Origin of the sequence: Levilactobacillus yonginensis, assembly GCF_964065165.1 — a bacterium.
Taxonomy (GTDB): Bacteria; Bacillota; Bacilli; order Lactobacillales; family Lactobacillaceae; genus Levilactobacillus; species Levilactobacillus yonginensis_A.
This window is the reverse complement of the sequence record NZ_OZ061549.1, coordinates 601,051-613,596: the sequence shown is the minus strand read 5'-3', so window position 1 is coordinate 613,596 and position 12,546 is coordinate 601,051. Positions and strand designations below refer to the sequence as shown.

Genomic DNA, 12,546 nt, shown 5'->3' with positions numbered 1-12,546 from the left:
CTGTTCTTGCATCAAGACGAGGGCCTCTTTCATTAGGAATATTCAAAATAATTGAAATTTTAAACGTTTTTATTTTCATATTAACGACTGGGAAAGTGGTGAGAAATCATTGAATAAGCGTAGGAAAAAGAATTGTAAACGACTTGCTATCATCCTAATTGTCATCGTGGTGCTGGTACCGGTTCTCTTTGTACCATATACGCCAACGAATGCGGTTCGATTATCTATTTTAGAAAATGGGCACCCGATTGCAGCCATTTTGTCCGGACCCAGTAAGCTTCCTAAATCGGAACATAAGTACTACAGCGGGGGCAAAAAGAAGCAATATTATCAAATTAACGTGCCCTTTTCTACAGAAAGTGCGGATGTTGATGTGTTAGTGGTGAATAGGCAGTCTAAGCCCACTTTTTACAACAAATATACTGCGACACTTTCTTATGCATTAGGACCATAGGTTGGGGGTAAGAGCTTAGGGGCTTACGTAGTCGATAAGTCAGATTAAAACGTAAGAAGGTAGTATCGTATACTGTGTCACAAGAAAGGAACGCTTGCCTTTATTGGTGAGCGTTTTTTAATGCAGCGACATCTGATTTAGGGCTGATCAATTGGAAAATTACCCCTGTTGAATCTGTCCATAATATAGTAAGGGCTCTCAAGTAGTGATAAGCTTACATTAATAGGAGGATGGGGATATGAGAAATTTGAAATGGATTCAAGGAGTGATTGTGATTGGTGTTAGTGCAGGAATGCTAGGAGCCATGAGCATTTCGGCATCAGCCAATAGTCAATATTCAGCGGCTAGATCTAACTCAGTCCGTCTGGTTTGGCGCAAGAGCATGAAGCAACATACTTACACTGCAACACAGGGGGCGCGGTATTCTAAGCATTTGGGGATTCGTTACAGTAATAACGACGTCACGCCAACTGTAACTTGGTACACAGATGCTCACGAGAAACTTTACAAAAAGTACCAAGGACACGCATCTATCTACTACCACGTTAAAAGTACAGATGGCACCTTGCAGGGTTGGATCTGGCGGGGGTATTTAAAAAAGGTTAATCCGACAAAGAGTGTAACCCCTAATGCAACAACCACTGCGACAGGAAAGACCACTTCTAAGTCCACTGACTATGATGCACTTGCTAAGACAGCGATTCTCAACATGGGCGGTGGCGCAAGTCCAGACCCCCAAACGATGCAGATGGCTAAGTCGATTTTGAACAAAATTCTCAATAGCCATGTTCATTTTTTGACGCAAGCAGAGGCCTATCCCGATAATTCTGCGGCGGCAAATGACAATGATGTGGTTCTTGGGGATGTGACCGCTGACAATCTTAATACGGCCAGCGAAAAGTACATGTTTAATCTGTTGAAGAGTTATGGAATTGATGGGGCAGGTTATGGGGCCAAAAAGGCTGATTCAAGCTTTTTTATGCTAAACAATATGAACGCGAATGACATTTTACATACTTATTTTGATCCATCGTCTGATTTTTACGGTCAACAAGGACTAACGCGCAAGAACTTTTTTGTTCAAGCAAAAATTGGCGTGGCAATGGCGAAGGGGACCGATGGACGAACGGCCATGTTTGCGATGTTCCGCTATCCCGCTAAGTATGCGAAATTAGTTGCGGATTAAGTGAATAAGCGTTATCAATGACGGCTTTGTTTAAATGATTTTGGCAACAGTTGTTAACAACCTGACAAAAAATGGACTAAGAAATTCTGAAAACAATTTCTTAGTCCATTTTTTTATTGATTGTCTTTAATAGAATTCCTTGAGCAGCTGGTAGTTATCGTAACCCCATAAACAGGAAAATAAAAGCCAGCTGCAGGACTAAAATCGAATAGGTTTCGGCCTCACGATAGAGGCGATTCAACGTCATCCCACAAATCGTCAGTAAGGCAGATATGGTAAAGATACCGGCTGCCAGACTGGAGATTATTGGCATAATCCGGTCCGGAACCGGAATCACTAAGCAGACGCCCACGGCTAATAGAATGTAAAAATCAACGAACCCAATGCGCATTAACTCTTTTAAGCTTGGGTGTAGTAATCGAGTCATTTTCCCAACTTCTTCCCTGGAATTGCTGATGGTCGAGCGAACCTTCCCCGTTGTTTGACCATTAGAATTCGATGATAAATCTTAATAACATTCAAAGTATACGCTCTAAGTAGGTGGCTATCAAGATGTGGTCTCACATAAATAGAAAGTGCGTCGGATTAATCTTTCTGCGATTAGGCTACTACTGAAACGATGTTGCAGCTAATATATTTTTCACCTATAATTAAACCATTATAAATAGCTTATTTTAGCTAAATACTGCCCGGCGAACATTTAGCCAAAGGGCTCGTACACCAACATCATCGTGAGGAGTAAATAAATGAGACGATTAAAGTTAGGGTTACTAGTGCTCTTATTAGCTAGTTTGTTGTGGCCGGCAATTGGGGTTCAGGCTAAGGCGAAGACTGCTCAGCCAGCTACCATTCAAAAAATGATTAAACGGGACATGCGGGCCGCTCACGGTCGTTGGTCGGTCAAGGTCACGCGGTTAGGCAAGCAGCCCTTGTCAGTGACTACGGGTAACCAGCGGGTTCGTGGTCAACGTTCAGCCAGCACCATCAAGGTGTTCGTGATGTTGACGGTTTTTAAACGTGTGCAGCAGCATAAGTTGACGCTGACGGCGGCCACCAAGACTGACCTAAAGCGGATGATTCACAATTCGGATAATGCGGCGACTAACCGTTTGATCCATAAGTTGGGCGGGTTCAAACGGGTCAATCAAACGATGAAACAGTATGGCTTTACGCATTCCCATCTGCGACGCTACATGATGGATACACGGGCATTGGCCAAGGGGCATGATAACTACACGTCGGTGGCCGATTTGACTCAGTTTCTCAGTGAAACCTATCGTCACCAGTTACTGGGTAAGACGTACGACAACCGGATGTTGACGTTGTTGCGGCATTGTCGTAACCATTCCAAGCTCCCCAAGTTAGTCAAGCACGCAACGGTCTTCAACAAGACCGGCGAATATCCAGACAAGGGCGTTCAGAATGATGCCAGTCTTTTTCGGACCAAGCACGGTGTCTATACTATTGTGGTCATGGCCCAGCAGGGAAATCAAGCACAACAGTATCGTGGGATGAACCGGTTGGGACGCGATGTGGTAACTTACTTGAACGGACATCGGGGATGAGGTTAGTAATTTACTATCATTGGCGTTGAGCGGCGGATATTTAACTTTAAGATGCCAAGTATTAAATACTTAGTGGTCGGATACGTAAAACATTATAGAGTATCGAGATTTCATTCATTACACAACTTCGTTAGATTATTGGATTCCTTTGGTAATAATCTATGTAAGCCGGAGGTGGCCAGGGACGGGGCCAGCGGTGAAAACGGCGTTAGCTAGCGATTTAGGCTAGCTTAGGCCGTGGGCGTCTTGGAAGACACGTGGTTTTTCGTGGCTTCAAAGCGAGCGAGAAGCCCGGTTTGTGGCTGAAGCGTCCCCACAGCAGGCCCCGTCCCTGGCCGCCGGAGTGCGCCAATATAAAAAAATTCAAATAACCCTTGACGAAACCCAATTTTTCCTGTACAGTTAGCTATTAGAGTTTAAGAGATGCTAATAAAGGATTCAGAGAGATTGTTTAGCAAGCCGGAGTTTCTTAGCTTTCAGAACCACTCGCCCATTCGTAGGAATGGGGAGTGGTTCTTTTTATATGAAATAAAGAGATTTTTGAGCGCACGAAACCATAACGCTCGAATCTGCGAAAAAAATCTAGTATACTTGTGATACTAGCTAGTATTTAATTGTTTGTGGCCAACGTAATTGCCTTGCGTTGGTCTTTTTTATATTCTTGATAGGTTGATCCGTTTTGAATCAAGGCATAGATTATTCGCAAGAGTTTATGTGCTAGTGCTATAACTGCCTTTTGCTTATCCATCCTTGAGCTTATCCGCCAGTAGTAATCTTTTAGTCCGGACTTCTTAGTCCTCTTGGCCCCCATTGCGGCGGTCACTAGGGCCGCTTTTAGATGACCATTACCATGTAAAGTTGCGGAACCATGTTTCTTACCGGCAGATTCGTAGCTACCTGGGCAAAGGCCTGCCCAAGATGCTAGGTGGTGAGCATCGACGAACGGACTTACATCCGGGCCAACCTCGGCGATGACGGTCTGAGCGGTTGTATCACTGATACCAGGAATTTCTTGAAGACGATGTAGTAAATCAGCTTGATCTGCCAATTGCTCATCAATTAGATTATCTAATTCAGTGATTGCTCGACCATAGTCATCAAGTAGTTTCATTTGAATGACCATTAGGCTGAGATCATTTTTCCCTAGAACGCCGTCTAACGATTCGAAAATTTGCTCTGGCGTTGACTTTAGTCGCTTAGTCATACATGAGCTTACTTTACGTAACGTGATTACCTCACCATTTATAACTAGGTTCAAAAGTCTCAGACCAGAACCAGAGAAAATATCTGTTATGAAACTTGTTAATTTAATGTTTGATCGTTGAAGAATGTTATGAATTTCATTGCGAATTCGAGTCCTTGATTGAATTAGCTTCTTTCGCGATCTGGTAGATTCTCTTAATTCTTGGATATTGCGTGGGGGTATAAGGCTTGCTGAGACAAGACCACAACGGGTTAGATCTGCTAACCATTCTGAATCTTTTTGGTCAGTTTTCTTCCCTGGAATATTTTTAATGATTCGAGGATTACACAAAATCATATCAAAGTTGAAAGATTCTAATACCTGCCAGACTGGTCGCCAGTATTGACCAGTACTTTCCATCGCAACTTTTTCAACATTCTTTTCAACTAACCATTCACCACAAGCTTTTAAAGCACTAGTGGTCGTTCCGAATCTGTTCGAAAACCGTTTAGGTTTTTGAACGCTAGAAGAACCAATCAAAACCGTAATGGTTACTTGCTTTTGGTGAACGTCAATTCCAGCGACACTCTCTGCGACAACTTCCATGGGGAATACCTCCTAGAATGTTTAGTAGGCCATTCACCTTCAGCTATTGAGGAATTGAAATTTTATATTCGTGCTCAAGGCAACAATTGGTTAATCTCAGGAGCTAAAGGCCATCGGTTTTTTGTACGGGCTTAGGGACAGCGCCAATAAAGCTACGATGAACAGTGAACCGCCTTCCCCATAAGTATAATGGGAAAGGCGGTTCATTTCACTATATGGTTACGAGGGTAGAGCGAAGCGACACCCTCAGAGAGTTTTTTGTTTGTTAAGCGATTGAGGACAACGTCGCAAGTTGCTCGCAATTGGTGAAAGTTCCCGGTAGTCTAGCCCTTAATCAAAGGGGGACGACTCATGAAACATCGGTTGATTCGATTAAGTATTGAAGGACTGGCTAGTTTCTTGATTGTCACGGCCTTATTGTCGATGAGCATCTCTGGGACCTATGCATACGTACATGCTGAACGAGTGAATACGTACACCCTGAATATTTTTGGTTTGGGGTTTTATCGAATCTTTCGTTCTGCGGGCAAAATCAGTGGGGCGACGCTCACTCAAGGAATGAGTATTATTTGGCTAGTAGGGTCAGTGATGCTCTGGGGTCTCAGCGAGTTGCGCCACCATTGGGTTTCACAGTGACTTAAATTTAACGCCCCACATTCGGTTAGTGACTGACGTAATTGCCACTGAATGTTTGGGGTTCTTGGTGATTCAGCCTATCATGGGCCTCGTAGCGAGTAGGGGGCGAGTTCATGAAATCCACGACACAGCGGTTGTCCGCACTAGGGATGTTGATGACTCTAGGAATTGTGTACGGAGACATTGGGACGTCACCATTGTACGTGATGAACGCCATTATCGGTGCGGCCGGTCATCAAGAAATGGCGGCCAGTACACCCGTGATGTTGGGAAGTATTTCGTTGATTTTCTGGACGTTGATGCTGATTACGACGATTAAATACATCTTACTAGCCATGCGAGCCGACAACCGGCATGAAGGGGGGATCTTTGCCCTCTATGCCTTGGTGCGCAACCACATGCGTTGGTTGATTATTCCTGCGCTGATTGGTGGCGCGGCCCTTTTAGCGGATGGGACGCTTACGCCAGCTGTGACGGTGACTTCGGCGATTGAAGGCCTAAAAGGGCAAACGCTGGGTCCACTACAATTTAGTACGACGCAGGGTTGGGTCTTGGCGGTGGTGACGGGCATCCTGCTGGGGCTTTTCTTAATTCAACGCTTTGGGACAGAACTAATTGGGTGGTCGTTTGGTCCGCTAATGTTCATCTGGTTTGGGTTTATCGGTGCCGTGGGGCTAGTCAATTTACTAACGTTGCCGACTCTGTTACGGGCTTTATCGCCACTGTACGCGGTACAATTTTTATTCAGCCCCATTAATCGGCAGGGAATCTTTATTTTGGGGAGTGTCTTCCTGGCAACCACTGGGGCTGAAGCTCTGTATTCGGACATGGGCCAGGTGGGAAAGCACAACATCTATGGTACCTGGCCATTCGTGTATGTAACGTTGATGCTGAGCTACCTGGGTCAGGGGGCCTGGGTGATTCACCACCCGGCGCAGCTCATGGCGATCCGCTCGGTCAACCCGTTCTACGCCATGGTTCCCGCGCACTGGCGGTTGTTTGCCATTGTGATTGCTACATTGGCGGCCATTATTGCCTCGCAAGCGTTGATCACGGGGTCCTTTACGCTGGTTCATGAAGCCATGGGACTCAAATTATTGCCGCGACTGCGAATTAAATTTCCTGGTCACGTGAAGAGCCAACTGTATATTGGTACCGTGAACTGGCTGTTATGCGCGATTACCCTGACGATTGTCTGGTACTTCCGCACGTCTAGCCACATGGAGGCGGCCTACGGGTTGGCTATTACAGTAACCATGTTGATGACGACGGTGCTCTTGCACGCGTTTCTCCGCAAGCGGCATCATAGGGTGTTGGCGCGGGCCTTCATCGTCTGCTTCGGTCTCCTGGAAAGTTTGTTTCTCTTAGCCAGCTTGGTTAAGTTCGTACACGGTGGGTACGTCACGCTGATCATTACGCTGCTCATTTTGACGGTCATGGTGTTCTGGTATTACGGTAATCGCCGCAGGGACGCGCACCTGGAGGAAAAAGAGGATGTGTCCTTACTAAACTTCTTACCACAGTTGCAAGCGCTGAGTAAGGACAAAAATGTGCCACCGTTTGCCACAAATTTGGTTTATCTAAGCAACGTGGCGGACGACTACGCTATCAAGCGAGCGGTCATTTATTCCATTCTGGATCAGCAGCCTAAGCGTGCGCGGGTCTACTGGTTTGTGACGGTGAATGAGGCGGACACGCCTTACGAGTGCTCGTACACTGTAGAATCGCTGGGGACGCGCAACGTGATGAACGTGCAACTGTACCTGGGTTTCAAGAAGCCACAACGGCTCAACGTCTATCTGCGCCAAATCGTCAATGACCTGTTGGCAGAGGGAGTGTTGGATGACCAAGCTCCCCGATATTCCAGTATGCCAGAGCGCCGGGTTGGTAACTTTAAATTTGTTATTTTAAATCAAGAGTTCCAGGACCTGGGGGTACAAGGCAATCTGCCAGCATTGGACCGATTACTGATTGGAGGACGATTATTGTTACAACGCATCACGCTGTCGCCCAAGCGCTGGTACGGGTTGGAATTTAGTGATGTGGTCGAAGAGAAAGTCCCCTTGTTTATTGGGCAAACGCCAGACCGAACTTTGCGGCGCCGTGGGTAGGTATGGCTGGCTAGTTATCGTTTAAATTGATTGTAAGGGGGTCTGGGCGATTGTTGCTTCAGGCCCCTTTGGTAAGTCTGGGAATTGAGAATTCCTTTGATAGCAGCAAAAAAGGGATCGCCACCGTGGACGATCCCTTCAAAGGTTAACTTATTATATTTTTACCTAAAGGTTGGACCCTAGATAGTTTGCTTCAATCCAGAATTAGTAAGTATCGGTACGGCTAAATTAATGTAGAGTAGCAATCCGGGCCACCGCTGCTGGATCACGGTGATTGAAGAATTGGCTTTCCTTCCGGTCTAAGCGACTGATGGCCTGCATTTCATCGTCAGTTAGTGTGAAGTCAAAGATATCGAGGTTTTCTGCCATTCGTTCCTGATGAACGGATTTTGCTAAAGCCACAATTTTTTGTTGGGTCAACCAACGCAGGATAACTTGGCCAACGGATTTATTGTGACTGGTTGCGATGCCACTTAAAACGTCGTTCGTGAAAATATCGTGCTTACCTTCAGCAAATGGAGCCCACGCCTCTGGTTGAATGTTTTGCTCACGCATGAAGTCAATACTTGTAGGCTGCTGGTTCCAGGGATTGATTTCGATCTGGTTGAGGGCCGGTTTAATGTCATTAAACAGAGTCAAATCAATCAGCCGGTCACTATCGAAGTTGGAGAGACCAATCGACTTGATCTTACCTTCTTTTTGTAAATCTTCCATCGCCCGCCAGGACCCATAAACGTCGCCATAGGGTTGGTGAATGAGGTAGAGGTCAAGGTAGTCCAGCTGGAGTTTCTTAAGGGATGTTTCAAAGGCCTTCTTGGTTGCATCGTAGCCAGTGTCGGTTACCCATAACTTAGAGGTGATAAATAGGTCTTCACGCTTAACCCCTGAACGTTTAATCCCCTTACCGACAGCTTCTTCGTTACCATACGATTGGGCGGTATCGAGTAAGCGGTACCCGGTATGAATTGCGTCAACGACAGCTTGTTCGGCAACATTCAAATCAGCGATTTGAAAGACGCCAAAGCCAAAGACGGGCATTGAGTTACCATCATTTAGTTTTACAGTTTCCATAAAGCACACTCCTTTAATCAACTTAATAAAGTCATCATACACCTTAAAGTTTACTTCAGGGCCATATAAGTGTTGAACATAAGTCGATTTACATTAAGTAAGCCTTGGGAGAGTTACGTGCGTAAGGCCTTCAGTGGGGATCATGCTAAACTGCAATTAGAGCCAATTGGCTAGACGATTCTGGTGGCTTAATAGTGTTCGCGTGTGGTGGACCGTAGTTGCTGGAGCTCTCTTATTAGTGGAAATAGTCTTTTTTTCTGGGGGAGTGAGTAGTTGGCGTAGATTGGCAGTTGCAGGTAATCGTCATTTGGTAAATACCTTTCAATCGTTTGATCAGCTTTCAAGTATGCGTCAAACGTATGGTAGCTTGTTTATCAAGTAATTTTCAAGAGTGGTTTTTGGCCTTATGATAAGGTCATTCAATTGAAGCGATATAAAATTTAAGGATATCCTTTAGCCAGCTGATTCAGAAGTTGTGAAAAAAATGATGGTAATAATACGCAGTGTTAGCTGTGGTATTCCACGGTTACGTCTATAGGAGGGATGGCTACGATGGGTTTGAACAATCGTGTTAAGAACCGGTCAGCAGGTTCGGCAAACGAAAAAATTGCTGGCCAGCCAATAACAGCTTATCAATTAGGAAAGTCGGCGGGGGCTTGGCGGAATGGTGCCGGTACCGAATCTGACGGTCAGGACACCAACAGCCAGAATCGACCGACTCGGCATTTAACTAAAACGGCGCGGAGCTTAATTATTTATTTCTCGCGGTCTGGAAGTACAGAACTGCTGGCCAGTAAAATTGCCAAGCAGACGAGTGCAGATCTCCTAGAAATTGTTGTTGAGAGGCCATACGCAGCCAGTTACCCGCAGACATTGTCGCGGGCCAATTTAGAACGGGAGTCGGCCAACTTCCCTGAGCTAAACTTGCAGGTTCCCGATTTGAGTCGGTATGAGACCATTTATTTAGGTTATCCGATCTGGGCAATGACGTTAGCGCATCCAATGACGGCATTCCTAATGGCAAATGGTCGCCAGTTAACGCATAAACAAATTGCCCCCTTTATGACCGAGGGTGGGTATGGGCAAGGAAATAGTGTTGAGCGAATTCAGGATATTTTAGAGAATCAAGGTTCCCAGAAAAATCGATTTGTTCCGGCGTTAGTCGTCGATGGTAATCAGGTGGACCAAGCCGATAAACGCGTTGCGGCGTGGGTCGCACAAGTTCAGTCAGGTGATTAGTGAGTCACTATTGTGCCTATAGTTAGCGTCCATCTATGTCGTGATTTATTCGTTTCGTGAAGTTAATTTAAAAGGAGTTTTCATAATGACTAAAAAAGTAATGATTTTAGCAGCTAACGGGCAGATTGCCCAAATTGTTGAACACCGTATTCTAACGGAAGATCAATTCTCAGAGGTTGAATTAACCCTGTTCTTAAGAAATACTAGTCGTTTAGCCAATTTGCAAGATAATCCATGGGTGACGTTAGTTGAAGGAGATATCACCGATCCAGCTGCTGTGAGTGCCGCCATGGTTGGTCAAGACATGGTGTTTGTTGCCGTTGTCGACCATGACCAACAGAACCGGTTAACCAAGAGTGTTATTGCAGGGATGAAGGCCAATGCCGTTTCCCGAGTTTTGTTTGCAAATGTTTTGGGTGTATACAATGAAGTTGGCGGTGAGTTTGGTCGGTGGAATTCAGAGATGATTGGTGCGGGGATGGCACCAGCTCGGCGCTCCGATCGTTTATTGGCTGACTCGGGCTTGGACTACACGACGTTGCGACTACCATGGTTGAATGATCGTGGTGTTAAATACGTGGTGACCACCAAGGACCAGGCCTACAATGGTGTTTCAGGCTCACGAGAGAGTGTAGCCGACGTTGTTTTGACGATAGTTGCTGACCCCACCAAGTACAGTCGGGATAGTATTGGAATTGCAGATCCCGCTACCGAGGGTCAAGACCGGCCCGTATATTAATGGTAACTTATCAAAATTGATGGTCTCAAGAATCCAGCAGTAGCTGGTTGTATCGTGTGTTGTCAGCCGTTAATGATTAAGGGCAGCTACCTAGTGGATAGCTGCCCTTTTTGGCGTATAATTAAATAAAATTGCGTTAAGGAAGGAGACTTATATGGCATTATTTACATCGACGTTTGTCTTACTACTTACTGTTGCAGTAGCAAATTTGGTCGCACAGTGGTTACCTAAAATATCGAACACTTATTTTGCGCTAGCAGCGGGGATTATTGTGGCACTCATTCCTGGTTTAAACCATTTAGTACTGGAATTTGAGAATGAGACCTTTATGATTTTTATTCTGGCGCCATTGTTGTTTTTCGAGGGCCAGATTACGCCGATGGTTCGGGTAGGTCGACGAATTCCTAGTATTTTGGGAACTGCCTTTATCTTGGCCATTGTTTCCGCCGTCGTTGCAACGTTGGGTCTACACGGCGTCTTTGCTGTTAGTCTCCCGCTAGCCCTAGTGATGGTGGCTATCAGTACGCCAACTGATGCAACGGCGTTTGAATCAGTTGTCACCGGTCGTAAAATCAGCGAGCGCTTGGGCAATCAGTTAAAAATGGAATCACTCTTTAACGATGCAACTGGCTTGATTCTGCTTCAGGCGGGATTGTTGTGGTTGAAGACTAGTGAGTTCTCCTTTGGCCAAAATGTTGGTAAATTGCTGGTTTCGGCAGTGGGTGGTGCTTTCGTGGGAGCCGTACTGGCAGGGGCATTTATGCTGTTTCGGCAAGCATTGGTGCGGACCGATGCCAATGTGGTGTCCTCACAGTCCTTAATCTACCTGTTAACGCCCATTATCATTTATCTGGTAGCGGAAGAATTTACGGTCTCGGGGATTATTGCTGTAGTTGTGGCGGGTCTCGTCCACAATGGTGAAGCTAACAGTAGTCGGTTTAGTTCGCCGCGACAAATGTACTTTGGCCTGCAACTCATGAATTTTAGTTCGGAAATTTTGAATGGCGCTGTTTTTGTTATTCTGGGAATTAGCCTGGAACGGATTGTCAGCAGTCAATATCGCCAGATGTTCCAGTCGGTTCAATGGTTATGGCTAGGACTCGCTGTTTATCTGCTGCTCGTCTTGTGCCGCGTCATCTATGCTTACGGGTTCATCGCCCGGCGACATTGGCGGGATAGTTGGCTATTTGCACTGGGTGGCGTTCACGGGACGGTAACGTTAGCCATGACGTTCTCAATTCTCGGCATGGTCCCAACTGGGCAATTTCAACAGGTTATTTTAGTGGAAACGGTCGTAATTATTGTCAGCATGCTAGTGCCGACGATTCTTTTCAAGTGGCTTTTGCCGCAAGATAACGATCAGCTTAGTAAGTCAGCTATTTTGATCCGGCTTCGTCGAGAAATGACAGCAGTCGGGATTCAACGAGTTCAGGCGTTAGATTTGACCGCAGAGGTAAAGCAGACGGTTATCTACGAGTTACGTGATCAAAATAATACCAATCGCTTACGGTTATTTCTGCGACGGTGGCGGCAGACCGTTAGCCATCACGCTGCCATCACGTATCTTCAAAGCTGTGACCAACGATGGGCAATGATGCAAGCATTTGCAAGTGAACGGGAGTTTTTAACGGAACAAGCCCGGCAGCACGTTGTCGATTTAAATCTAATTCACGATATTTATACAGAGGTTTTAATGTCGGAGGCGCTAGTCGTCGATCCGTATAGCCGGATGGTGTGAACGTGGAATTCAAATAGT

General features: G+C 45.7%; 11 protein-coding genes. 8 read left to right on the top strand and 3 right to left on the bottom strand.

What is annotated here, in order from left to right:
• Positions 1–109 precede the first annotated feature (109 nt).
• Together AB3Y94_RS03000 and AB3Y94_RS02995 are read left to right on the top strand one after the other, a co-directional pair.
• A complete protein-coding gene (locus tag AB3Y94_RS03000; protein ID WP_367295064.1) occupies positions 110–454 on the top strand; it encodes a hypothetical protein in 345 nt (114 codons plus the stop codon).
• A 238-nt stretch (positions 455–692) separates the two neighbouring features.
• Positions 693–1,640, top strand: coding sequence for a hypothetical protein (locus AB3Y94_RS02995; RefSeq protein WP_367295063.1), 948 nt, complete (start codon positions 693–695; stop codon positions 1,638–1,640).
• A 154-nt stretch (positions 1,641–1,794) separates the two neighbouring features.
• Here the strand turns inward: AB3Y94_RS02995 and AB3Y94_RS02990 are convergent, their stop codons facing one another.
• Positions 1,795–2,067, bottom strand: coding sequence for a hypothetical protein (locus AB3Y94_RS02990; RefSeq protein ID WP_367295062.1), 273 nt, complete (start codon positions 2,065–2,067; stop codon positions 1,795–1,797).
• A gap of 319 nt (positions 2,068–2,386) precedes the next feature.
• Between AB3Y94_RS02990 and AB3Y94_RS02985 the strand changes: the two genes are divergently transcribed.
• Entirely contained in the window at positions 2,387–3,205 is an 819-nt protein-coding gene (locus AB3Y94_RS02985; protein WP_367295061.1) for a serine hydrolase, read from the top strand.
• 610 nt (positions 3,206–3,815) lie between these two features.
• Here AB3Y94_RS02985 and AB3Y94_RS02980 read toward each other — a convergent pair.
• Entirely contained in the window at positions 3,816–4,994 is a 1,179-nt protein-coding gene (locus tag AB3Y94_RS02980) for an IS110 family transposase (RefSeq protein ID WP_367295060.1), read from the bottom strand.
• Positions 4,995–5,345: 351 nt separating this feature from the next.
• Between AB3Y94_RS02980 and AB3Y94_RS02975 the strand changes: the two genes are divergently transcribed.
• Together AB3Y94_RS02975 and AB3Y94_RS02970 are read left to right on the top strand one after the other, a co-directional pair.
• Positions 5,346–5,630: an LlsX family protein gene (locus AB3Y94_RS02975; RefSeq protein ID WP_367295059.1), complete on the top strand. Its 285-nt coding sequence runs from the start codon at positions 5,346–5,348 to the stop codon at positions 5,628–5,630.
• Positions 5,631–5,743: 113 nt separating this feature from the next.
• The gene (locus AB3Y94_RS02970) at positions 5,744–7,741 is read left to right on the top strand and encodes a KUP/HAK/KT family potassium transporter (protein ID WP_367295058.1); all 1,998 of its coding nucleotides are present in this window, start codon (positions 5,744–5,746) and stop codon (positions 7,739–7,741) included.
• Positions 7,742–7,969: 228 nt separating this feature from the next.
• Here AB3Y94_RS02970 and AB3Y94_RS02965 read toward each other — a convergent pair whose 3' ends face one another.
• The gene (locus AB3Y94_RS02965) at positions 7,970–8,812 is read right to left on the bottom strand and encodes an aldo/keto reductase (protein ID WP_367295057.1); all 843 of its coding nucleotides are present in this window, start codon (positions 8,810–8,812) and stop codon (positions 7,970–7,972) included.
• Between the two features lie 552 nt (positions 8,813–9,364).
• Here AB3Y94_RS02965 and AB3Y94_RS02960 point away from each other — a divergent pair.
• The 3 genes from AB3Y94_RS02960 to AB3Y94_RS02950 all read left to right on the top strand — a co-directional run bounded on the left by AB3Y94_RS02960 (position 9,365) and on the right by AB3Y94_RS02950 (position 12,528).
• The gene (locus AB3Y94_RS02960; RefSeq protein ID WP_367295056.1) at positions 9,365–10,051 is read left to right on the top strand and encodes a flavodoxin family protein; all 687 of its coding nucleotides are present in this window, start codon (positions 9,365–9,367) and stop codon (positions 10,049–10,051) included.
• Positions 10,052–10,136: 85 nt separating this feature from the next.
• Positions 10,137–10,790 carry an NAD(P)H-binding protein gene (locus tag AB3Y94_RS02955; RefSeq protein WP_367295055.1) on the top strand — a complete coding sequence of 218 codons (654 nt, stop codon included), beginning with the start codon at positions 10,137–10,139 and terminating at the stop codon, positions 10,788–10,790.
• Between the two features lie 154 nt (positions 10,791–10,944).
• Positions 10,945–12,528 (top strand): cation:proton antiporter, encoded by a 1,584-nt coding sequence (locus AB3Y94_RS02950; protein WP_367295054.1) that lies wholly within the window; start codon positions 10,945–10,947, stop codon positions 12,526–12,528.
• Positions 12,529–12,546: the final 18 nt, after the last annotated feature.